This window comes from Cobetia sp. Dlab-2-AX (assembly GCF_024124625.1).
Classification (GTDB): Bacteria; Pseudomonadota; Gammaproteobacteria; order Pseudomonadales; family Halomonadaceae; genus Cobetia.
Genome location: NZ_JAMXRV010000013.1, coordinates 1 through 24607, shown reverse-complemented (window position 1 = coordinate 24607; position 24607 = coordinate 1). Strand labels below are relative to the sequence as shown.

General features: G+C 62.1%; 15 protein-coding genes. 2 read left to right on the top strand and 13 right to left on the bottom strand.

The window, feature by feature from the left end:
- Nucleotides 1–38 precede the first annotated feature (38 nt).
- Nucleotides 39–1229 carry an MFS transporter gene (locus NH396_RS16085; protein WP_253064897.1) on the top strand — a complete coding sequence of 397 codons (1191 nt, stop codon included), beginning with the start codon at nucleotides 39–41 and terminating at the stop codon, nucleotides 1227–1229.
- A gap of 118 nt (nucleotides 1230–1347) precedes the next feature.
- Here NH396_RS16085 and astB read toward each other — a convergent pair whose 3' ends face one another.
- The 7 genes from astB to fabV form a co-directional block, all read right to left on the bottom strand.
- The gene (gene astB, locus NH396_RS16080; protein ID WP_253064895.1) at nucleotides 1348–2694 is read right to left on the bottom strand and encodes an N-succinylarginine dihydrolase; all 1347 of its coding nucleotides are present in this window, start codon (nucleotides 2692–2694) and stop codon (nucleotides 1348–1350) included.
- 100 nt (nucleotides 2695–2794) lie between these two features.
- A complete protein-coding gene (gene astD / locus NH396_RS16075) occupies nucleotides 2795–4294 on the bottom strand; it encodes a succinylglutamate-semialdehyde dehydrogenase (protein ID WP_253064893.1) in 1500 nt (499 codons plus the stop codon).
- Nucleotides 4295–4445: 151 nt separating this feature from the next.
- Nucleotides 4446–5477, bottom strand: a complete 1032-nt coding sequence (gene astA, locus NH396_RS16070) for an arginine N-succinyltransferase (RefSeq protein ID WP_253064891.1) — start codon at nucleotides 5475–5477, stop codon at nucleotides 4446–4448.
- Nucleotides 5477–6538 (bottom strand): arginine N-succinyltransferase, encoded by a 1062-nt coding sequence (locus tag NH396_RS16065; protein ID WP_043334469.1) that lies wholly within the window; start codon nucleotides 6536–6538, stop codon nucleotides 5477–5479. The genes astA and NH396_RS16065 overlap by 1 nt, the downstream gene beginning before the upstream one ends.
- A gap of 23 nt (nucleotides 6539–6561) precedes the next feature.
- Entirely contained in the window at nucleotides 6562–7782 is a 1221-nt protein-coding gene (locus tag NH396_RS16060) for an aspartate aminotransferase family protein (RefSeq protein ID WP_253064889.1), read from the bottom strand.
- Between the two features lie 156 nt (nucleotides 7783–7938).
- Nucleotides 7939–8940, bottom strand: coding sequence for a GlxA family transcriptional regulator (locus tag NH396_RS16055; protein WP_253064888.1), 1002 nt, complete (start codon nucleotides 8938–8940; stop codon nucleotides 7939–7941).
- Nucleotides 8941–9217: 277 nt separating this feature from the next.
- On the bottom strand, nucleotides 9218–10420 hold the full coding sequence (gene fabV, locus NH396_RS16050; RefSeq protein WP_253064887.1) for an enoyl-ACP reductase FabV: 1203 nt from the start codon (nucleotides 10418–10420) through the stop codon (nucleotides 9218–9220).
- 351 nt (nucleotides 10421–10771) lie between these two features.
- On the opposite strand from fabV, the gene NH396_RS16045 reads away from it, so the two are divergent.
- Nucleotides 10772–11185: a hypothetical protein gene (locus NH396_RS16045; RefSeq protein WP_107336043.1), complete on the top strand. Its 414-nt coding sequence runs from the start codon at nucleotides 10772–10774 to the stop codon at nucleotides 11183–11185.
- Nucleotides 11186–11364: 179 nt separating this feature from the next.
- On the opposite strand, the gene NH396_RS16040 is transcribed toward NH396_RS16045, so the two are convergent.
- The 6 genes from NH396_RS16040 to NH396_RS16005 form a co-directional block, all read right to left on the bottom strand.
- Nucleotides 11365–12033, bottom strand: a complete 669-nt coding sequence (locus NH396_RS16040; RefSeq protein WP_253064886.1) for a transglutaminase-like cysteine peptidase — start codon at nucleotides 12031–12033, stop codon at nucleotides 11365–11367.
- A 22-nt stretch (nucleotides 12034–12055) separates the two neighbouring features.
- Nucleotides 12056–14005, bottom strand: coding sequence for an EAL domain-containing protein (locus NH396_RS16035; protein WP_176677848.1), 1950 nt, complete (start codon nucleotides 14003–14005; stop codon nucleotides 12056–12058).
- Between the two features lie 66 nt (nucleotides 14006–14071).
- The gene (locus tag NH396_RS16030; protein WP_253064885.1) at nucleotides 14072–15379 is read right to left on the bottom strand and encodes a TolC family outer membrane protein; all 1308 of its coding nucleotides are present in this window, start codon (nucleotides 15377–15379) and stop codon (nucleotides 14072–14074) included.
- 33 nt (nucleotides 15380–15412) lie between these two features.
- Nucleotides 15413–16795, bottom strand: a complete 1383-nt coding sequence (locus tag NH396_RS16025; protein WP_253064884.1) for an HlyD family type I secretion periplasmic adaptor subunit — start codon at nucleotides 16793–16795, stop codon at nucleotides 15413–15415.
- Nucleotides 16788–18962 carry a type I secretion system permease/ATPase gene (locus tag NH396_RS16020; protein WP_253064883.1) on the bottom strand — a complete coding sequence of 725 codons (2175 nt, stop codon included), beginning with the start codon at nucleotides 18960–18962 and terminating at the stop codon, nucleotides 16788–16790. The genes NH396_RS16025 and NH396_RS16020 overlap by 8 nt, the downstream gene beginning before the upstream one ends.
- 97 nt (nucleotides 18963–19059) lie before the next feature.
- The coding region (locus NH396_RS16005) for a VCBS domain-containing protein (protein WP_290441821.1) at nucleotides 19060–24607 on the bottom strand (5548 nt) is incomplete at its 5' end.

Below are 24607 nucleotides of genomic sequence, written 5' to 3'. Positions count from 1 at the left end.
AACAACGACAATAACGATTGCCGGCATGAAGATCTGACATGCAACTGAACTGGAAGGCAGCGATCGCGTTGGCAGCGCTGATTCTCGCCATCAATACCGGGGCGCGCCAGGCGATGGGCTTCATGCTGCCACCGATGGCCAGCGAACTCACCTGGGGCATGGGGAGTCTGTCTTTTGCGCTGGCCATCCAGAATCTGGTCTTCGGGCTGGCCGCGCCCATCGCCAGCAAGCTGTCAGAGCGCGTCGGCACCCTCAGCGTCTTTCTGGTCGGTAGCCTGTGCTACGCGGTCGGCATGGGTATCACCGCCCTCTGGCCGACCCCGACGGCGTGGATGCTGGGCGCCGGCGTGCTGGCCGGTATCGGCATCGGGGCGACCACCTTCCCGCTGGTGCTGGCCGCCGTCACGCGCGTGGTTCCCCTTCGGCATCGTGGCATCGGGCTGGGTATCGCCTCGGCCGGCGGCTCCTTCGGGCAGCTGATCTACTCGGTCGCGACCCCGATGCTGGTACTGATCGACTGGAAGATCGCCATGCTGGCGCTCGGCGCCAGCTGTCTGCTGCTGATTCCCATGGCCATGCCGTTGCTGCGTCGCCCGTCGGCCGGCAGTGAGACACCGGCGGAGGATGTCCCGAGCCAGGGTCCACTGCTGCAGGACCGGCGCTTTCTGGCGCTGGCCGGCGGCTTCTTCGTCTGCGGCGTGCACGTCGCCTTCATTGCTACCCACTTGCCCAATTTCGTGGTCGCCTGCGGCCTGCCCCTGAACGTGGCCGGCAACACGCTGGCGATCATCGGCGCGCTCAATATCGCCGGCACCATCCTGTTCGGGGCCTGGGGCGGCCGCCGCCACCCGCCACAGCTGCTGATACTGATCTACGTGTGTCGCGCTGCGCTGGTGATGGCGATGGTGGTCATTCCCCCCAGCAGCGCCCTGCTCTACGCCTTCGGCGCGATCATGGGGGTGCTGTGGCTGTCGACGGTACCGCTGACCAGCCAGGCCGTCGCACTCTACTTCGGTCAGAAGCGCCAGGCCTTCGTGTTCGGCATGGTGCTGGCCGCCCACCAGGTCGGTGCCTTCCTGGGGGCCTGGGGCGGTGGTGTGGTCTATCAGCTGACCGGCAGCTACGACCTGCTGTGGATCACCAGCGGCATCTTCGGTCTGCTGGCCGCCATCGTGCATTGGCCGGTGCGCCGTGTGCCCACGGCAGCGGTCCAGCCTCGACTGGCCTGAGTCGCGCCACGCCATCCGCCTCTCAGATCTCAACTCTCAGACCACATCTCCACAACGACACAGCCCCCACCGGCGAGACCGATGGGGGCTGTGTCGTTGTGGACTTCAGCAAGGGCGATCAGCGCTGGAAGGCGTAGACATTGCCAACCTTCAACAGCTGCGTCAGCTCATCCAGTGCCACCAAGGTTTCCTCGGCCAGCTGCGGATCGGCAAGGTCTGCCGGCGTCAGGCTGTCACGGTAGTGACGCTTGACCCAGTCACCCAGCTCGGCATGCAGCGTATCGCTCATCATCACGCGCCCGGACAGCGCGGCGCGCTCGGCGTCGCTGAGCACCACGCGCAGACGCAGACAGGCTGGGCCACCGCCATTGCGCATGCTCTGCTTCACGTCCTTGACCAGCACTTCACCGATCGGGTTGGGGCCGGCCAGAATCGCGTTCTGCAGCGCATGCCATACCGCCTCGTTCTCCTGACACTCGCCCGGCACCACCAGCGTCATGCTGCCATCGTCATTGGAGAGCAGCTGCGAATTGAACAGATAGGACGACACGGCATCCTCGAGACTGACGGCTTCCAACGGTACACGGATCGGGATCAGCGGCGTGGACAGCTTGGCGCGAATCTCCTCGAGCACCGCCTCCTCATTGCGGAAGGCCAGCTCGTGATAGAACAACACCGGGCCATTGCCCACCGCGATGACGTCGTTGTGGAAGACACCGGCATCGATGGCCTCCGGGTGCTGCTGGGCGAACACCACCTGGTCTTCGCCGAGACCATGCTGACGCGCGACGGCCTGACTGGCTTCCAGGGTCTGACGCGCCGGATAGCGACGCGGTTCGACGCCATCACCGCCGAAGGCCTGGCGGCCGTAGACGTAGAGATGCACGCCAGGACCGCCGTGGCCATCGCACAGCCGCGTATGGTTGGCCGCCCCCTCATCGGAGAAGGCCGGCGTCGCGGGCAGCGCGGGGTGATGCGCGAAGTGGCCATCGTCGGCGAAGATGGCGCCGAGGATGCGCCCGGTGGTCGCGGGTTCCAGGTAGCGGTGGAAGCTGGATTGCAGGTTGGCCGGCGTGAAGTGCACGCGGCCATCACCACTGTCGCGTGACGGCGTGACGGTGGCGGCGTTGGCGGTCCACATGCTGGAGGCGGAACACACCGCGCGCAGAAGCTGCGGGGCCTGCTCGCTGGCCGCCTTCAACACCTGGGCATTGCTGCCGGTGAAGCCGAGGTCGCGCAGTGCGCCGAGGTCCGGGCGTTGCTGCGGCAGCAGAATCCCCTGTGCATACCCCAGGTCCGCCAGCGACTTCATCTTGTCGAGGCCCTGCAAGGCGGCCTCGCGCGGGTTGGAGGCCAGGCCACCATGACGCATCGAGGCCACGTTGCCATGCGCCAGGCCGGCGTAGTTGTGGGTCGGGCCGACCAGGCCGTCGAAATTGATCTCTTGATACGAAGTGTCGGACATGAAGGTCTCCTGCCACGACGCCTTGCCAGCTCAGCAAACAGGCACGGCAGGCGTCGTGGTCAACAATGGGTAAGCGGCAGCGGTGCCCGGACGGACGGTCTTACAGACGGATACCGGCCGGCAGGTTCGCGGGCAGCGCCAGCTCCTCGGCTTCCATCGAGGCGACCGGATAGCTGACATAGTCGGCGGCGTAATAGGCACTGGGGCGATGGTTGCCGCTGTCGCCGATGCCACCGAAGGGCGCATCGCCGGAGGCGCCGGTGGTCTGGCGGTTCCAGTTGACGATGCCCGCGCGAATGCGCAGCAGGAAGTCGTCCCAGTCAGCGCGATCGCCACCGATCAGCCCGGCCGAGAGGCCGTAGCGGGTGTCGTTGGCCAGCGCGATGGCGTCGTCCCAATCGGCGTAGCGGTGGATCTTGAGCAGCGGGCCGAAGAACTCCTCGTCCTCGAGCGCAAGGCCGGTGACATCGATTAGCGCCGGGCTGAGCAGACTGGTGCCCTCTTCCACCTGCTGCATGCGCACGATGACGTTGCCGCCCAGCGCTTCGAGATCGTCCTGCGCCTTGAGCAGACCCTCGGCCGCGGCGACGCTTGCCAGGCCGCCATAGAAGGGGGCCTCCTGGGCGAACTGCCCCGCCACCCGCAGCTCACGCAGTGCCGTGGCCAATGTCTCGATCAGACGATCACCGACCTCGCCCTGCGGCACGATCAAGCGCCGCGCACAGGTACAGCGCTGACCGCCCGAGGCGAAGGCCGACTGGATGATCGCCAGCACCGCGGCGGCTTCATCCTGTACATCACGCACCACCAGCGGGTTGTTGCCGCCCAGCTCCAGCGCCAGCAGCTTGCCGACCTGACCGGCGAACTGACGGTGCAGCAGCTTGCCGACCTTGGCACTGCCGGTGAACAGCAGCCCATCGATGCCCTCGGACTGGGACAGGGCCTGGCCGACTTCCGCTGCGCCCTGCACCAGATTGATCACGCCGGCTGGCAGCCCCGCGGCCTGCCAGCACTGCAGGGTGAGATCGGCGGTAGCCGGGGTCAGCTCGGAGGGCTTGAACACGCAGGCATTGCCCGCCAGCAGCGCCGGTACCATGTGGCCGTTGGGCAGATGCCCCGGGAAGTTGTAGGGGCCGAAGACGGCCATCACGCCGTGCGGACGGTGGCGCAGGACTGCCTGGGTGCCCGCGACATCCTTGGCACGCTCGCCGGTGCGCTCGTGATAGGCCTTCACCGAGATCGCGATCTTGCCGATCATCGCGCCGACCTCGGTGCGTGCTTCCCATAGCGGCTTGCCGGTTTCGCTGGCGATGCTGACCGCCAGCGCTTCGCGGTGCTGCTCCAGCTGATCGCGGAAGCGCTCCACCACCGCCAGACGCGCCTCGAAGCCCAGACGTGCCCAGGCCGGGAATGCCTGACGCGCTGCCGCGACGGCCTGCTCGACCTGCTCGGCCGTGGCAGCGGCGCCCTGCCACAGACGTGCGTGGGAGACGGGATCGGTCTTGGTGAAGGATGCGGCCTCGCCCGCTTGCCACGCGCCGTCGATGAAGAGCTGTTGACGCACGTTGAGTGTGGCGGGAGTCGAATTCGTAGTGGTCATGGCATGCCTCATCGAAAGGGCGCGCCGCGCGAGCGACGCTGAACAAGGAGTAACGGGACAGTTGGCGATCTGCCCCGCTGATGGCAAAAGGACGCAAGGCGGTATACGCCTGCGAGTTGGCGCGCAGGAGCGGATGCCCGTGGCCGACGCTTCAGCCGGCCAGCACGCGCAGCGTGTCGCCGCCGGTGACGCCCAGGCGTTCGGCCTCATCACGGTGCAGACGCACATGGCAGGCGCCGGAGTCGTCCCGGGTGACGTCGTGGCTGATCCAGCTGGCACGGAAGTCGGCCATGCCGGTGGTGGCAGCCATCACGGCGGGACGCTCGCAGGCCGGAGCATCAGACGCGATGACCTCGACACTCGCCAGCTGACTGTCACGCACGGCGCGCACATCATCGATATAGGCCTCGACCGTCGGGCCGCCATCGAAGATGTCGACATAGCCTTCCCAGCGCAGCCCTTCCTTCTTGAGCATCGCCACCGCCGGCCGGGTGTGCTCATGCACCTGCCCGATGGCAGCCCGCGCGGGCTCGGAGAGAAACGGCGTATAGATCGGGAACTTGGGCATCAGCTCGCCGATGAAGCTCTTCTGGCCCATGCCGGTGAGGCGGTCGGCCTCATTGAAGTCCATCGGGAAGAAGTGGCTGCCCAGACACTCCCAGAACGGGCTGCGCCCTTCGGGCGTGAAGACACCGCGCATCTCGGCCAGCACCTTGTCGGGGAAGGCCGCGCGGAACTGGGCCATGAACAGCCAGCGCACCTTGGAGAGCAGCGCGCCGTTGCGGTCCTTGCGCCAGCCTTCACGCAGGAACAGCGAACAGACCTCGGCATCACCGGTGTGATCGGAGCACAGCGTCAGCGTATCCAGGGTGCGATGCAGATCGAGCTGCACCGAGGAGTGCGCCAGCGAGCCAAGCCGATAGTGATAGAACGGCGCATCGGTGCCCACGCAGGCCTCGATGGCGCAGCAGCCCGCGATGCTGCCGTCGCGATCATCCTCGAGCACGAAGAAGTACAGGCGATCATCGCCGGGTTCGCGGCCCTCGAAGGCGGCCAGGGTGCGCTCTATCTTGGCGCTGAGAAACTCATGATTGTCCGGCAGCGAGGTGAAGCCGACACCGGTTTCCCGCGCCAGTACCTTGAGGCCTTCGATATCGTGTCGAGCGATAGGACGAATGCGCATTACAACTCTCCCTCATCCATCGTCGGCAATGGCATCGGCACGGCAAGCACCGCACGCCCCTCTTCCACGCCCAGTACCTCGGCCTGCTGCGGCGTCAGCATCAGCTGGCCGGTTGGCGTCAGGGCATAGCGCGCCAGCACGCAGCGGAAATCGCCGAGACGCTGGTTGGCCACCATCGCCGGCACCGCATCCGGCAGGCTTTCCTGCGGACGGATACGCACCGGATGCCAACCGCACTGCTTGAAGGTGTGCAGACGCTCGCACTCCGCCAGCAGCAAGGGGCCGGCATCGAAGATGTCGACATGACGCGAGCGCGAGAAGCCCTCGGCGAGCATCTCCTGCATGGCGTACTCATGGCGCGGATTCTCACGCCCGATGGCGGCGCGCGCCTGGGGCGTCAGCAGCGGCAGATAGAGCGGGAACGGCGGCATGACCTCGGCGATGAAGCTCTTGGAGCGCACCCCCGCCATCTGATTGATTTCATTGAAATCACGATCAAAGAAGTGCTGGCCGACGCTGTCCCAGAACGGGCTGACCTGACGCTCGTCGCGCGTTTCCAGATAGCCCGGGAAGGCCACCGCCAGTTCGGTGGCGAAGCGTTCCGGGTACTGGGCGATGAACATCAGGCGTGCGCGGCGCAACAGGCTGTCCGCATCCGTCTCGCGGTAGCGGGCATCCAGCGACAGCGCGCACAGCAGCGTGGCATCCGACACCTCATGCGACAGCGACAGCGTCTGCACTTCGTGGCGCACGTTGAGCTGCTGCGAGGCGTGGATCAGCGTCTCCTGACGATAGGTGTAGTAGGCCTCCCGCGCGCCAGCCTCGGCGCGCAGTGAGGCGGTACCGACCACTTCACCGGTATCGAGATCTTCCAGCACGAAGCAGTAGATCTCGTCGCCCGGGAAGTCGATCTCGGCACGCAGGCTGCGCTGGGAGCGCAGAATGCGCTCCTCGAGGCGGTCACGATGTGCCGGCAGATTGGTCAGGCGCGGCGTGGCCGTGGCCGCGAGCCGCTCGAGAGCGAGCAGATCGCGGCTTTCGGCAGGCCGCACCACCAGCATCGGGGCACTGCTCATGGCGCTGCTCATGCAGATGCAGAGGTGGCGACGAAGTTCGCCACGGCGCGGTCGAGCTTGTCGAGACCGCTCTGGATCTCCTCTTCGCTGATCACCAGCGACGGCGCCAGACGCAGCACGTCAGGACCGGCGATCAACACCATCAGACCTTCCTCCATCGCCAGGTTGAGAATGTCCTTGGCACGCCCTGCGTAGTCCGGCGCCATCTGGGCACCGATCAACAGACCCATGCCGCGCACTTCCTTGAAGACACCGTGACGCTTGGCGATGCCTTCCAGGCCGTTGCGCAGCAGCTGGTGGCGGTGGGCGACGCCCTCGAGCACTTCCGGCGTGTCGATGGTCTCGAGCGCCGCCAGACCCACGGCACATGCCAGCGGGTTGCCGCCATAGGTGGAGCCGTGAGTGCCGATGGCCATGGCCGGTGCGATGCGATCGGTGGTCAGCATGGCGCCCAGCGGGAAGCCGCCGCCGATGCCCTTGGCGGTGGTCAGGATGTCCGGCACCACACCGAAGTGCTGGTAGGCGTACAGGTGGCCGGTACGCCCGGCACCGCTCTGGACTTCATCGAAGATCAGCAGCGCATCGTGCTGGTCGCACAGTTCACGCAGTCCTTCGAGGAAGGCCTGCTCGCCCGGGATGATGCCGCCCTCGCCCTGCAGCGGCTCGACGATGATCGCGCAGGTGTCATCGCCCATCAGCTCGCGCACGGAGTCGAGATTGTTGAATTCGGCGTGCTGGATACCGCCCGGAATCGGTCCGAAGCCCTGGGAATACTTGGGCTGGCCACCGACGCTGACGGTGAAGAAGGTGCGGCCATGGAAGGACTGACGGAAGGAGATGATCTTGTCCTTCTTCTCGCCATGGGTGTCGTGGGCGAAACGACGCGCCAGCTTGAGGGCGGCCTCGTTGGCCTCACCACCGGAGGAGCAGAAGTAGACCTTGTCGGCGAAGGTGCGCTCGGTCAGCGCCTTGGCCAGCGCCAGTGCCGGCTCGTTGGTGTAGACATTGGACAGGTGCCAGACCTTGTCGGCCTGGTCCTTGAGCGCCTTGACCAGCGCCGGGTGGCAGTGACCCAGCGAGGTGACGGCGATGCCACCGGCGAAGTCGATGTACTCACGACCTTCCTGATCCCACAGACGGCTGCCCTCGCCACGTACCGGAATGGCAGCCTGGGGTGCGTAGTTGGGCACCATGGCATGGTCGAAATCGGCACGGGTCAGCTGGGTCATCGTCTCTTCCTCATCGCGGGGTCTTGGCGTGGCCGGCCGATGATCGGCAAGCCACGGGTCATGACACTCGAGTATAGGGAGGCGAGATGACAAAGACTTTCAGCGAAAGGACGACGACTTATGTCAGGAGGCGACTTTTGTCATCCAGGGAAGGTGTCAGGCCTGCAGCATGAGACGTTCGTCGCGGGGGCTGCGTCCGAAATGGTTGCGAAACGCAGTGGAGAAGTGAGCCGCACTGGAAAAGCCGGTGGCCAGCGCGATCTCGCCGATCGGCTGATCGCTCTCGCGCAGCAGCTGACGCGAGCGTGCCAGACGCAGATCCAGATAGTAGCGGCTGGGCACCGCCTGCAGATGCTTCTTGAACAGCCGCTCCAGCTGACGCCGCGAGATGCCGAGGTGCTCGCCGATCTCGTGGGTAGAGAGCGGCTCCTCGATATTGGCCTCCATCAGCGTCACGGCCTCCACCAGCGGCTGCGGCGCATGGGCGAAACGGTTCTTGAGCGGCACGTGCTGTGGCTCGTCCGCCAGCCGGATGCGCTCGCAGACGAAGTGCTCGGAAACCTTCTCGGCCAGCGCGCGGCCATGCTGCTGGGCGATCAGCGTCATCATCATGTCCATCGCCGCGGTACCACCGCCGCAGGTGACACGATCACGGTCCAGCTCATAAAGCTGATGGGAGACATTGACCTGCGGGAAGTCGCGGCGGAAGGATTCGGCGCGCTGCCAGTGAATCGTCGCACGATAGCCATCGAGCAACCCGGCGCGGGCCAGCTCACGGGTGCCGGTGGAGATGCCGCCCAGCATCACGCCACGCTCGGTCAGTCGCTTGAGCCAGGCCAGCAGCGCGGGATTCGAGGCCACCTCCTGCGGGCCCGCTTCCCCCGCCGGCTGAGCGCCGCACACGAACAGGGCGTCCAGATGGCGCGAATCACTGGCGACCAGGCTGTCCGGCGAGAGGCTCAAGCCCGCCGCGGACGCCACGCCGCGCCCATCAAGTGCGAAGGTGACGGCCCGATAGAGTGTCTGCCCCGCGAGCTGGTTGGCCACCTGCAGGGGCTCCAGCGCACAGGCCTGGGACAACAACGAGAAGCCGGGCAGCAGCACGAAGCCTATCTGGCGTTGCTGGGCCTGGGGGGAAACCAGTGAATCCACGGGCATGAGTATGGCGCTGAATCCGTTGGGTAGAAGGTGAGTCAAACGAGCGGTGGATGTCGGTGGATATCAAAGTCATGCCACCAGACTGCCATCAGAGTGCCGCCATATTGTGCCATGCCTGCTACGCCAATGCCTGACCAGCGCCCCAGAGACAGCACCACAAAGACTGTGCAAACGACAACGCCACCCCGAAGGATGGCGTCGTCGCGTTTGGCGGTCAGTGCTCAGCGGTCAGCTGGCAGCGAGCTGCCCTGAGCTCTGCATGCTTGCTGAAGCGCTCTTACATCTGAACGACATCGAATTCAACGTCGGTGGCGACATCGGCGTCGTAGTCGACGTCGTCACGCGTGAAGCCGAACAGCTTCAGGAATTCCTGCTTGTAGCTGGCGTAGTCGGTGATGTCGAACAGGTTGTCGCTGGTGACCTGCGGCCACAGTTCCTGACAGGCCTGCTGGACGTCGTCCTTCAGCTCCCAGTCATCAAGACGAAGACGGCCGGACTCGTCGGTGGCGATCTCGCCTTCGCCGTAGAAGCGCTCGGCGTAGAAGCGGTTGAGCTGCTCGATGGTGCCTTCGTGCAAGCCCTTCTCCTTCATGATCTTGTAGACCATGGAGATGTAGAGCGGCATGACCGGGATCGCGGCGCTGGCCTGGGTGACCACGGACTTGAGCACGGCCACGTGGGCACGACCGCCCTTGGCGGACAGCTTCTCGTGGATACTGCCGGCGGCGCGGTCCAGATCTTCCTTGGCGCGACCCAGCGCACCGTGCCAGTAGATCGGCCAGGTGATCTCGGTGCCGATATAGCTGAAGGCAACGGAACGGGCGCCATCCGCCAGCACGCCGGCGTCGTCCAGCGCCTGCATCCACAGCTCCCAATCCTGACCCCCCATCACGGTGACGGTATCTTCGATTTCCTGCTCGGTGGCCGGCTCGACCTCCGCTTCGATGATGGTGTCCTTGTTGGTGTCGATGGCGGTCGCGCGATAGGTCTCGCCGATCGGCTTGAGCACGGAGCGCTTCACTTCACCGCTGTCCGGCAGCTTGCGCACCGGAGAGGCCAGCGAGTAGACGACGAGGTCGACTTCACCCATGTTGGCCTTGATCAGCTCGATGGCCTTGGCGCGTGTCTCATGCGAGAAGGCATCGCCGTTGATGGCCTGGCTGTAGAGGCCTTCCTGCTTGGCGAACTTGTCGAAGGCGGCAGAGTTGTACCAGCCTGCAGTGCCGGCCTTCTTCTCGGTGCCCGGCTTCTCGAAGAACACGCCCAGGGTATCCGCGCCATAACCGAAGGCTGCCGTGATGCGTGCCGCGAGGCCATAGCCGCTGGAAGAGCCGATCACCAGCACCTTCTTCGGACCACCGTCGCGCTTGTCACCGACTGTCTTGCGGGTGATGGCGATCTGCTCGGCGACATTCTGCTCGCAGCCCTTGGGGTGTGTGGTGGTGCAGATGAAGCCACGAACCTTGGGTTTGATGATCACGTAAAGAACCTCGTTTGCTGTTGGCCCGGCGTGTACCCGCCGATGCTGATACTCGCTTCACGCTGACAGCAGGCAAAGGCCGTCCCTGGATGGTGAAGCGTATCGTGAAATAGGGCGTTCGAATCCCGTAAAGCAGGCTCAGTGCCCGCTCATGGGCGCTATTCTAGCGGCTGTCGGCGACGCTGTCCGCCCTGCCGTCATGATCCGCCATCTGCCTGCATATCACTGGAGCCGGCCGCGGCGGCTGCCGTATCATATAGGCCTTTTCACGTACTGCCATTCCACTGCCGTCCTGCATTCGCCGCTGGTTGCCAGCCGCACTGTCCGACAGGCTCTGCCCAGGATGTTTTCATGAACGATCAGAACGCTCACCTCGCCCCCGATGTGGCCGCCCTGCTCGAGCGCCGACAGGACATCTGGCTGGCGCTGTCTCCACTGTGGCTGGAACGCGAACCGCGTGAAGCCGAGTATCAGCACATGGCAGAAGTCGTCGAAGCCCAGGGGTTGAGCTTCCAGGAACTGGAAAAGCTCTATCGCCTGGAGATGGCGCCGGTACTGGTGCGAGAACAGGTCAGCATGACACCCAACTTCAAGGGCTTCGATGACAGCCAGCTGCTGTCACGCCTGCTGCAGCATACGCATCGTCTGACGCGTGGCCGGCGCATGTTCTGGCTGCTGTTTTCGGGACTGGCCACGATGCCGAGTCGCCATCGCTACGGCAATCTGCTCGAGATCCTGCACCTGCGCGGCAATACGCCCCGCTAGCGCCCCGCAATCTGCACGGCGCAGCCTGACGAGAGCGCCGGCCTGCAATGCCCGGATGGCAAGACACCCCGCGACCGGAAGGTCAAGGGGTGTCTTGTCGTGCTGTCGTGCTTAAGAGTGCTTAGCAGTGCTTGGCAGCGCAAAACCACCATTCCTCGAGGGGGCTTACGCCGCCAGACTTATGGCCGTTGGTGGCGCGGCACTCTCAGCACCCCTTGTGCGCGGCGCTTCTGCCAGTCAGACAGACTTGAAAGGCCTCGGCTGTCGCTGATGCGCTTGCCCCCTTCCAGACGTTTGCTCATCCACAGCGCACTGCCATTGAAGCTGTAGATAGGCAGCAGGTCCGTGCGCTCACTGGCCGGCAGGATGGAACTGTTCAGGTTGTCCAGTACATGAGGGTTGCGCGTGTTGGCGCTCTGATAGGTCACGACCATGTGAAACTGATTGAGACTGAGCGCCTTGACGTAGTGCAGACGCAGGCGGTCTTCCGGTACGCCAAGCTCGCGCAGGGTCAGATACTTGGCCATGGCGAAGTCATCGCAATCACCGGCCCCTGCCCCCAGAAACTCCTGCGGCGTCGCCCAGTAATCGGTCGCTCCCCAGACGCTGAGATCATCGGTGAAGTTGAGACGATTGAAGAAATCGTTCACTTCGCTCAACTGACGCCTGACCGGCGCGCCCTCCAGACGCTGCAACAGTTGCTGCCATTGCTGCACACGATTCCAGCCACCTGTCCCGTAGATCTGGATGAACTGGCGGGAATCCAATGCCTGTGCCAGACCCGCACCGAGTGACAACGCCAGCAGCACCCCAACCGCAAGACCCTCCCACCAGCGGCGATGATTCATGTCGAGGCACCCTGAATGTCACTTAGCGAGGCATATCTTCTGCTGGACTGGCAAGCCTTGCCATGACATCGACTGCCGGTGACACGAAGCCCTGATAGCCATCTGCGCCCAGCGACATCGCCCGCTCCTGATCCGCCTCGGACTCGACGCGGGTCACGATGACCTGCGACTCGACCTGATGCGCCGTCATGCACAGACTCTGCAACAGCTCGGTGTCGACATCTTCGCGCTTGAAGAACGCTTGGTCGATCTTGACGTAATCAGGCCGCAGTGCCGACAGATAGCTGAGCTCCTTCAGCTCTCGGGCGAAGCGGTCGATGCCGCCCCGCGCACCCAGTCGACGAGCATGTCGGAACAGCATCTTGATACGCTCCTGATGCCTGAGGGCGATGCTTTCGGACACCTCGATATCCAGACGCTTGCTCAGGCGCGGATGCGCCGCCAACCAGTTGAGCAGACCAATATAACTGGCTTCATCGTCGAAGGTTTCTTCGGTCAGGTTGAGCGCCAGTCTTGGCACTTCAATCCTGTCGATATAAGAGGCCAGCCACTCCAGAGCGCGCAGATCGAACTGCGCCCCCATGCGGAAATGGCGGATCACGGGCAGGAAGTCACCCGCGCGATGCAGTTCATTGCCATCGCGCAGACGGGCAAACAGCTCGCGGTGAAGCTCGCCACCATCATTGAGCAACACCGGCTGAGCAACGAAATCGAGCCCCTTGGGGGCATCCAGAGCCTTTTCGATGATCTCGCGCCATTCGCCTCGCGGACGTGCACGGCCACCCGCAGGGGCCAGCTCGACGCTAGATCCCAGCTCGATGGCCTGACGAAGCGTGGCATCTGCAACGGCAAACATCTGGGTACGCTGCATGCCCGGCTCACGCCGAACGGCACCAAGGGCACAGTTCTCCGGCGGAATATCCACCAGCGGATTGGCATCCAGCAGGTGGTCGATATCCTCCGCCAATAGCGTGAGAAATTCCTGAAGTCGAGTCTCATCAGTTTCCGGCAGCAACAGACCGAAATCACTATTGGCCAAGCGCGCGGCGATGATCGCCTCACCCGCCAGTTCACGATCTTCCAGCTTGCGCGCAATGGCTTTCACCAGGGCATCACGCCCCTTGTAGCCCTGCTCGCGATACACCACCTCGATATGCGACACACGCAGCAGCGCGAAGCTGCCGCCCATCGGCTCGCTCAGCCACTCATCGACCGCTCGGTTCAAATAGCCGCGGTTGCCAAGCCCCGATACCGAGTCTTCTTCCGCCTGGCGCTGCAGACGCGCCAGCTGCGCGGCCTGAGCCTCGAACTGGGTCTGAAGGCGCTGTCCCAGACGATTGACCGCCGAGGTAATGCCCTTGAGCTCCGCCACGCTGGTCTCTTCCAGCGGCGCGTCGAAGCGCTGCGTCTCCATCTCATTGAGGCGAGACGAAAGGCGCTCCAGCGGGCGCAGCAGACGGCGCATGACCAACGAGGCAACCAGCAGCGTGATCAGGCCGCCCAGCAGCAGCCACAGCGCCAGACGCTTGGCCAGCTGCCAGAGCTGGTCGTAGCCCTGGGCAGATTCGCCGGTCAGGCTGATCGTGCCCAGCGACGCCCACCCCCCCGGCAGCTCGCGGCTCGCCGATTCCACCGGCATGGGAATCAGGTCACGAAACCACTCGGGTGCCAGGCTCTCGCGCACGACATTGAAAACGATGGGCGTCGCGACGGCCACGCTCTCCAGCCTGGCATCGCGCACATGGCCACCATCCACCGTGGCACGTATCAGGGCTTCGGCACTGGCGGCATCGCCAAGCTCTACATGTGGCACCAGCGCGAGACTCAAGCTCTGGGCGAGATTCGAGAGTTCGACGCGTTGTCGTTCGGCCAGTGCATCACGGGTGTTGTTGACCTGGATGAAGAAGATACCGAGGGAGAACCCCAACAATACCAGCAACATCAAGGTAAACAGGCGGCGCGAAAGACTCATCTGATTTCCTCATCAACCATCAGCATGGCAACGACGCATCCAGGGTGCGGGAGCGCCGTGGGTGGCTTAGCCCTGTTGTTGGACGGGGACGGCAACACTCATGGAATCCAGCAGAGCACCGGTCGCCGACAGCAGGCGATAGTTGGCGGTTTCCAGATCAAAACGGGCGCGAATCAGGTTCTGTTGAGAGGTGAACAGCTCACTCTCGCTATCCAGAAGGTCCAGCAATGTGCGGCGCCCGATATCGAATTGCTTGCGATAACTCTCGCGGGTATCGGTCGCGGCACGCACATAACTTTCCAGGTAATCGATCTGGCGCTTGAGGTTTTCGCGAGCATTCCATGCCAGACGAATCTCGTCACGCACATCGCGTATCACGCGATCATTGTCGTGCTCGACCGCTTCCAGCGCTGCCTGACGACCGCGGATCTCGGATTGATCGCGGCCACCACGATACAGGTTGTAGCGCATGACCAGTTCGACGCTCCAGTCGTCTGACTTGCTCTTGTCCTGGTCATAATCATTGTCCAGCGTGCGATTGCCCTCGAGACTGAACTCGGGGTAGTTATCGCCCTTCTCGGCGTTCACTTCATGGCGCGCAGCGTCAATGGAGACCCGTGCCGCCGCCAACAGCGGGTTGCGCTGATTGGCCTGCACGTAGGCGCTCTCGACATCCTCGCTGAGCAGGCTGGTGTCGATACCCGGCATGCTGAGGTCCGACGGCATCTCGCCCACCAGACGCAGATAGGCAGAGCGGGAATCCTCGAGATTGTTGATCGATGACAGTACGCTGGCTTCGGCATTGGCCAGACGACCATCCACCTGACGCACGTCACTGCGCGCACCAAGGCCGGATTCCGCACGCCGCCCGATATCATTCGAGATGCGACGGTGAGCCTCGAGATTGGCTTGTGCATACTTGAGAATCAGCTCATCACGCATGACCTGCAGATAGGCACCGGCCGTATCCAGCGCGATGTCATTGGCCTCGGCCGCGACCTGCAGGCGCTGGTAGTCCGCTTCTGTCTCGGCCTGGCGGATGCGCTCGATTGTCGTGTTGCCGTCCCAGAGCAGCTGACGGATGGTCAGGTCAAGGCGCGTGTAATCGTGCCAGTCGTCATCATCATTGATGCCGTCATCTTCCGAGTCGAACTTTCCATAACCCAGGCGGCCAGTCAGATCCACCGTCGGGCGATACGCCCCGCGCTGGGTTTCCGCTTCTTCGAGTCGCTGGATGTGACGTGAAACCTGAACGCGCGTGCGCGGGTTTTCCATTACCGCTCGGGATACGGCCTCTTCAAGAGTCGCAGCCGAAGCCTGAACGCCAAACCCCATCCCTGCGGCGATGCTCAACGCCAAGAGTGTCTTTTTCATTATGAGTTACCCTCGAATCCATCAAATCCTTGATCAACGTTCACGCAAGGCACCTTGCCTGGCGCGCAGAATCGGCTTCATCAAATATTGCAGTACGGTCTGATTGCCAGTGATCACGTCGACGCTGGCCTGCATGCCCGGGATGATCGTGAGCGGATCCGAGTCACTGCCAAGGTGGTTCTGCTCCGTCAGCACCTTGATCTCGTAGAAACTGTTGCCTTCTTCATCCTGCACAGTATCTGCACTGATCTGATCCACCTTGCCTTCCAACCCACCGTAGATGGTGAAGTCGTAGGCAGATAACTTGACGACGGCCGGCTGCCCGATTCTCAGGAAGCCGATGTCCTTGGGAGCGACTCGCGCCTGAACCAGCAGCTGATCCTCGATGGGAACGATCTCCATCAGGTCTTCCCCGGGCTCGATGACGCCGCCTATGGTATTGATATTCAGCGTCTTGATGGCGCCCTGAACCGGAGATGTCACCAAAGTACGATCGAGTCGGTCCTGAAGACTGGTGCGCCCCTCACGCAAGCGACCCAGATCCGCCTGGGTCTTGGCGAGCTCTTCCGCGGCACGCGAGCGGAATTCCTGCGCGACGCCGACCCTGTTCGAGATGGCCTCATCCAGCTCCGATTGCTTGCCCGGCACCGCCAGGCGCGCCGACTCAAGATCACCCCGCAAGTCGTTGACCTCACGCTGGATCTTGAGAAGGTCTACCTGAGAGACCACGCCTTCACGCACCAGCGGGGCCGTCATGCCGAGCTCGCGACGTGACAGTTGATAGCTGCGCTCGAGGCTGTTGATGCGCGATCTCAACTCACGCAACTCCTGCTCTTTCTGCAGAATCTGTTCACGCGCGCCATTGAGGCCACTGTTGAGCTGATTCAGATGCGTGCGATAGGCCGTCATCGCACGCGAGACCAGAGCGGGACTGCGCGCCTTGAATTCTTCATCGAAGGGCAACTCGATACTCTTCACGATCACCTGATCCTTCCAGGCATCCGCGGAGGCGTTGACCTCGATGGAATCAAGCTCGGTGTCGTACTGCATGATGGTGGCCTGCAGGCCATCGAGGGTCGAGACACGCTCACGCAGATCGGAACCTGCACTGGTATCGTCGATACGCAGCAGTGGCTCCCCCGCCGAGACGACCTGACCTTCCTTGATATAGATCTCGCGCACGATACCGCCTTCCAGGTTCTGTACAACCTGCAGGTGCGTCGAGGGCACGACCTTGCCGGAGCCGCGCGTGACGACCTCCAGACTCGCCTGACTGGCCCAGATGATGAAGATGACCACGAATGCGAGCACCATCCAGATCAGGATGCGCGACTTCCAGGGGGTCGCCAGCAAGACGGCTGAACTGACATCGTCGAGATGATGAAGATCACGCTGCTCAATCGGTGCCTTAGCCACGATTCACCTCCTGCTTGCGCCCGGCGACTCGGCCTTCATTCAGGGCGCTCAGCACCTGCTGCTTGGGGCCATCGGCGACGATGCGCCCTCCTTCCATGACGATGACGCGGTCTACCACGTCGAGCATGCTGCTCTTGTGGGTGACCAGCACCAGCGTCTGGCTGCGTGGCAAGGACTTGAGCATTCTGCGCAGCCGCAGCTCGGCGCGGTTATCCATGTGCGAACCGGGCTCATCGAGCAGCAAGAGCGGAGGACGCATCAAGAGTGCGCGTGCCAGCAAGACCGTCTGACGCTGACCGCTGGAGAGCATGCGCCCACCCTCGCCCACCTGACGGTCCAGTCCTTCAGGGTGATGACGAGTGAATTCGGTCACGCCGGAGGCATCAGCCGCGAGTTCGATCTGTACATCACTGGCGTGTGGTTGGCCGAGGGTGATGTTGTCGCGAATGGAGCCGAAGAACAGTGCACTGTCCTGGCCCGCATGGCCGATATGCCGACGTACGTCGGCGGGATGCAGCTGATTGAGATCCAGGCCATCAATGCGAACACTGCCAGTTGTGGCACGATACAGACCAGAGACAAGGCGCTGCAAAGTGCTCTTGCCAGCGCCGATACGCCCGATGATCGCGATCCTCTCACCTGGTTCGATGGTCAGTGAGATATCCGACACGGCAGGCGGCGTATTCGGCGCATAGGCAAAGCCGACGCGATCGAATTCGATACGCATCTGCAGGTGCTCGCGGTGAACGTAACGACGATCTTCCGACTCTTCCGGCAATGCCATGATCTGCTCCAGCGCACTCATCGCACTGCGAGTCTGGCCGATGCGCGTGATCAACAACGCCAACTGTCCCAGCGGCTGCAACGCACGCCCGGACAGCATGACCGCGGCGATCAAACCACCGACAGACAGGCGTGCATCCGCAATCAGATAGACCCCGAACACGACCAGCGCCACGGTAGTGGCCTGTGTCAGCGACATGCTCAGCGAGCTGACAGAGGTCGTCAGGTTGCGGCTTTTCACTCCCCAATGCGCGATCTGCCCGACGGCGCGTTCATATCGGCGCTGGGTTTCCCCCTGGGCATTGGCCAGCTTGAGGCTCTCGAGGCCGGAAACGGCTTCGACGAGGCGCGCATTGCGCTCCGTCGCCAGGCGCGACCCTTGCTCGATGCTGCTGCGCAGCGGTTTCTGGATCGCCAGACTGTAGACAAGCAGGATCACGAGCGCGACGAATGGCACCAGAACCAGTGGCCCCGCCACGATCCAGATCACCAGCAGGAACAGCAGGGCAAACGGCAGATCGACCAAGGTGGTCAGGGTCGCGGAGGTGAAGAACTCGCGAATCGAATCGAACTCCTGCAGGTGCTTCACATAGCCACCGACGGAGCCGGGTCGCGCTTCCATCCGCAGGTTCATGGTCTTGGAGAAGAGCTTCGAGGTCAGCAACACTTCGGACTTCTTGCCGGCCGTGTCCATGAAGTAGGCACGCGTCTGGCGCATCACGAAGTCGAACACCATGATGATCGCCATGCCCGTCGCCAAGACCCACAGCGTGTTGAAGGCCAGATTGGGCACGACCTTGTCATAGGCGTTCATCACGAACAGTGGCGATGCCACGGCAAACAGGTTGATCAATATCGACGCCAGAATCACGTCACGATAGATCGGCCGCGACAGCTTCAGCGTTGACCAGAACCAATGACCATCACTCTGCTTGAGCGTTTCCGGGGCGCGTTCATCAAAGCGGTGCTCCTGCTTGAGATAGACGACACGCCCATCATGACGCTCAACCAGTGACTCGATGTCCACCAGCTCATCACCATCGGCCTCAGGCTGATGAATCCTGGCCTTGCCTGCGTCGTTGTCGACCTCCAGCAAGACGACAGCACGCTCTTCCTTGAGTATGAGAATGCACGGCATCAACATGTCGCTGATGGCCGTGATCTGCTGGTTGACCAGTTTGGCACTCAGATTGGCACGTGCCGCGGCACGACTGACAAGTGCCAGGGGAAGACGGCCTTCCTCCATGGGAAGACCATCGACCAGCACTGCTGCAGATCTGGGATTGCCGTGGTAACGCGCCATGAAGACCAGCGCATTGAGAAGGGGATCGCCCTCCCTCTCGCCAACAGGCTCCGGTCTTAATGGCGTGGGTTGATCGCTCAACCTGTCCTCCTTAGTAGGGCACTTCGCAGATGTCTCTACGGCAAAATCTAATACAGCAAGGGGAGATAGCCTAAGCCATCTCCCCTACCACATCGATTCAGCCGTCAACATTCGTCTTGAGACTGTTGCTGTCGAGCAGAGATTGAATGATCTGCGTATCCGTGTCGCCACCTGATGTCAGGTCGACATCACGCAGATTGATCTCTTGCGTGATATTGCTGCCGTTGGATCCATCGACACTGATCTCGATATTGGTGCCACCCTCTCCATCTGACTCGAAGTGTAGGAAGCTCGAGAGCGTATCGGCATCCTCATCAGCCTCCAGCAGATCAGACAGATCGATGACATCGCCATCCGCGACACTGAAGTCAGTGATGGTATCCGTCGCCATGCCGCCTTCGCTGTTGATGTCATGACCGCTCAGCCACTGGAAGGTGTCAGCACCATCGCCGCCGGTGAGGATGTCATTGCCGGCACCTCCGACCAGAAGATCATCGCCCTCGCCACCGGACAGGATATCGTTGCCGGTACCGCCCCGCAGCGTATCGTTGCCGCTGCCGCCTTCCAGACGATCGCTGCCCACACCGCCACTCAAGATGTCATTGCCGCCCTGGCCAATCAGATAATCCGCATAGAACGGGCCATCGCCATCGCCTGTCAGGGTGTCGTTGCCAGAGGTCCCGATCAGGACCGACAGCTTGTCTACGTCGATACTGACACTTGAAGCATTGGTATCCCCGTCACTGTCGACCGTGACGTAATCGAAGCTGTCCGTGGAACGCGCACTGACATTGTCCGGCGGCGTATAGGAGAAGTCACCGGTCCCAAGATTGAACAGCATGCTGCCACCCAGATCCGTCGAGATGGTCAACTCCAGGCTGTCCGCATCGTAGCTGCTGTTGTCGGTGCCGGTGGCAGAAACAGCATTGGTATCCGGGTCATAACTGTAGGTCGTGCCATCCACAGTGACCGACTGCAGATAACCGCCATCCGCTCCCAACAGACTGCCATCCACGGAACTGCCTGATACCAGCTGACCGCTGACGTGTGATTGGACCGTGGCAGCAAGCGTATCGTCCAGATCCTCGAAGCTGGTCACGACTGTACTATCGATATCTTCATCCGCTGAACCATCATAGGCAATCGGATCAAGATTGGCTTCTGTGACATTGCTACCCAAGCCGATGGAATAAGACTTAACACCATTTTCCACCAGGAAGTCAGTCCAGATACCCTCTTCTATGTTGCTGATGCCAGTATCCGAGTCATCTCTGACAGGCACTGTTATCGTCTGACCAATCCTGTTGATCGTGGTGTATTGAACGGTACCGAAGTCCAAAGAGTTGTTCAGCGCATTGGAATCACCATCAGCACCATATGGCGTACCATCCGAGAAGAAATAAGAGATGCTTTGCGCATCTTCCAATGCCCCGTCCAAAGCATAATTGTCCATCGCTTCTGCAAGCGCAGCATCGTAGTTGGTAACCCCTCCCGCTATCAGGCTATCCAGAACATCTTCGACCTCGGCGACTGTCAGCCAAGCACCGTAGGAGTCGGCCGTCGTGGAGAAGGTCACCAGATTGATACGTACATCCCCGAAATCGTCATAGGACTCAATCAACGTTTTGATCGAGCTGATAGCGCTGTCCAGTCGAGATTCACCACCAATGCCATCTCTCGTCACCATGGAACCAGAGACATCCAGCACGATAGTGAGGTTGGTATCCACCAACGTCGAGGAAAAGCTCTGTGCTTCCTGCTGCTCGGGGGCATCATCCTCGATGCCGATGGTCAGCGTGCCGGTGGAGCTTGCGCCTTCGCTATCCGTTGCGAGCACGCCGAAGTCCAGAGACAGGACATCTTCCCCATCACCCGAGTGATCGACCGCCTGACTCAGAGTGAAGGTATAGGCACCGCTGTCATCGATGGTCACCGTCGCGACTTCATTGCCATCAACATCGGTTGCCACCATTGACTGGGTACCGCTGCCGGACCAGGCCACCGCACTGCCACCGGAGGTGATGGCCGTGGCAGGAGCCGTCAATACCAGCGACACGCTGTCACTATCGACATCCGTGACGGAAACCGTACCGGTGACGGTGGTGGCATCGGTGGTATCCGTGAAGCCATCAGCCGCATCACTGTCGGCGATACCGCCTTCGAGCCCTTCTTCACTGACACGGCCTTCAGTCGCAGTCACCACCGGGGCATCGTTCGTCCCCTGGATGGTAATGGTGACATCCTGGGTAGCTGTCGCTCCTGCCGTATCCGTGACAGTGACGGTGTAGGTCAGGACCAGTGACTCGCCTGCAGACAGGTAGTCGAAACTTTCCCCGGCAGCACTGCTGTCGAAGGACCAGTTGAGCGTTCCTTTCGTGTTCTCGTCATCGATGATGGCGCCGGTGTCCACCCCCAGCAGCGCAAGCAGATCATCATTGTCCAGCGTGCCAGTATCACCATTGCTGGAGACACTGGTCACGCTCGGCGTCACGCTATTGCTGAGATCCACGTCACTTACCGACAGAGTCCCGCTGGCACTCAGCGGTGAATCCGTCTCCGTCAGGCTGGCGGCTGCACTGTCGCCACTGCTGACACTGATCTCCGGCGCATCGTTGCTACCATTGATGGTGATGGTCAGCGTGGTAGTGGCAGTATCACCGTCAGCATCCGTGATCACGTAGGTATAGACGTCCGTGACCGACTCACCGGCCGCCAGATATTGCAGGTCGTCGCGTGCTGACTGGTAGCTGTAGGAGCCATCCGCTTCAAGCGTCAGCTCGCCATAAGACCCAGTGATCACAGCCGCCGCGCCATCGCTCACCGTGACGGTTTCTGATCCAGAAGTGACGGCGGTGACGGTGACCGCATCGGCCCCCAGGGTATCCGCCGTCGCAGATGAGCCGTCCACCACATTGCCGGTAACGGCAGCACGGCGATTCTCGTTCATGCTGCGGGTATCAGCGTTGGCTATCGGCGCGGTGTCCAGAACGGTGACATCCAGACTGGATGTGGTGCTCTGACCGGCAAGATCCGTCACTACGACAGCGAAGTCGTCAACGACACTGTCATCGCCACCGGAATGATCAGCCGCAGTGCCATCTTCCACATAGCTGTATGAGACCACCCCGGTATCGGCATCATAGCCAGTGACGGTCAGCGTCCCTTCGCCATCTGGATTGGAGATCACTACCGGTGAGGTATTGGCATCCGTGATATCCACACCAGCGATCGTCACTGCCGCGATACCTGCTGCAGCTGACACGGTAAAGGTATTGGTGAGCGTGCTTCCGGTCGCTTCGATGACGGACAGGTCTTCCAGTGAACTGATGACCGGCACAGCATCATCAGTACCGGTGATCACGATATCCACTGTCGTGGTGGAACCATCGCTGAGCTGCACGATGTACTGCTCATTGATCGTGTCGGCAGATGTCAGCCCCTGCACAGCGGCAGTGTCGTTATCCAGCGTATAGGTCCAGCTACCGTCGGCATCGACAGCGAAGGTACCGTAGAGACTGCTGTCGTCAGTGGCCGGCGTGAACGTCGGCGCGTCACTATCGACATCGGTCGCGGTCAGCGTACCTGAAGCTTGTGTCACACCATCTTCGGCAACAGCGCCATCATCGGCACTGATGACGACAGGGTCATCAATCGCTGCGACGTCCTTGAAGCTGAGAATGGCTTCATCGAACTCGGTGCCATCCGTGATCACATAAGTGGTGTCGGGTACTGGACCGTTGTAATTCTCACCGGGCGTGAAGGTGAAGGTACCGTCAGCATTGATCAGCAGTGTGCCGACTTCCCCGAGATCCGCCGTCTCGCCCGGGTCGTAGGTATCGCCGTCAACAGTGAAGCTGACGACGCTCAACTCATCACCATCGGCATCAACATCGTTGCTCAGGACGTTCCCGCTGACCGGAGTATCTTCCTCGACCACGATCGGACCATCGTCATAGGCCACCGGCTTGTCATTCAACCCCTGGACATTGATGGTGATGTCGGCGGTATCCGAGTCGCCATCCGCATCCAGGATGGTGTACTCGAATACTTCCTTGACGAGGTCACCGGCACCCAGTGCCTGGGCACGTACATCGTCCAGGTCATAACTGAAGCTGCCATCGGTATTTAGGGTCAGGCTGCCATAGCTGCCATCGACGGTAACACTACCCCCGTTGTCTGCCAGCAAGATGCCGTCCAGTTTCGTGATGGTCACGGCATCGGCACCAAGCTCATCCCGCCCGCCACCTACGACGCTGGAGATCACATTGGTGCTGATCACCGGCTCACCATCAGGAGAAGTATCGTCCTCACGAATGGTGTAGGTGTCATCATGGGCGACAGGCGCGGTATCCAGAATCTTGACGTCAAGGCTGTCGCTGGTGCTCTGCCCAGCCAGGTCAGTGACGACCACGGCGAAGTTGTCGAACACGCTATCATCGCCAGCCGTGTGATCCGCAGCCGTGCCATCCTCCGCATAGGTGTAGGACACGGTGCCGGAATCGTAGCCCGTGATGGTCAGCGTGCCTTCGTCATCAGTCGCGCCCGGAATCACGATGGGGTTATCCACTGACGCCGTAGTGATATCCGTGCCATTGATGGTGACGCTGGCGATGCCGGCATCCGCTTCCACCTGGAAGGTGTCAATGACCGTCTCCCCCGTGGCCTCGGTCACTTCCTTGTCAGCCAGCGTGATGACCGGCACTGCATCGGTCGAGCCCGTGACGGTGATGGTCAGCGTGGTGCGGGAGACATCGCCATCGGCATCGGTGATGCCGTAGGTGAAGACGTCGGCCAGCGGGTCGCTGTCATCGTTCAGCGACTGGACGTCTGCATTGCTGTTGTCCAGCACGTAGCTATAGCTGCCGTCACTGTTGAGGGTCAGCGTGCCGTAGTCGCCGATGATCTCGGTGCCGGTCGTGCCGCTGACGTTTGCCGCAAGCGCGTCATCGTCTTCCAGGCGGCCTTTCACGACACCGGTGACCAGGGTCGGCGTGTCGCTGCCCAGGGCATCGGCGGCCGCATCGGCATCCGTGCTGTCGCCCTCGCCGCTGATGACATTGCCGGTCAGGGCATCAGAGGTGTCTTCGGCGATGGTGCCGGTGTCCTCGTTGGCCGTCGGGACGGTGTCGACGATCGCGATGTCGAGACTGTCCGTGGTGCTGGCGTTCGTGATGTCGGTGACCACGACCGCGAAGCTGTCGGTGATGTCGCCGCCCGAGTGATCCTCGGTCTCGCCATCCTCGACGTAGCGGTACGTTACGGTGCCCGTATCGGCGTCATAGCCGGTCACGCTCAGGGTGCCTTCGCTCCCCTCGATGACCACCGGATCGGCCTCGGTCGCACCCGTGATGTCGACCGACGCATCCGCATCGACGCCAGCAATGGTGACCGTGGCAATCCCGGCAGTGGCGGCGACCGTGAAGCTGCCGGTGACGGTGTCGCCGGTGGCTTCGGTGACGCTGTTGTCGTCCGTGCCGCTGATGCCGCTGATGGTCGGCACGCCATCGGTCGAGCCCGTGACGGTGATGGTCAGCGTGGTGCTGGAGGCATCGCCATCGGCATCAGTGATGGTGTAGCTGAAGACGTCGGTCAGTGACTCACCGTCGTCCAGCGACTGCACGGCCGGATTGGCATTGTCGAGCACG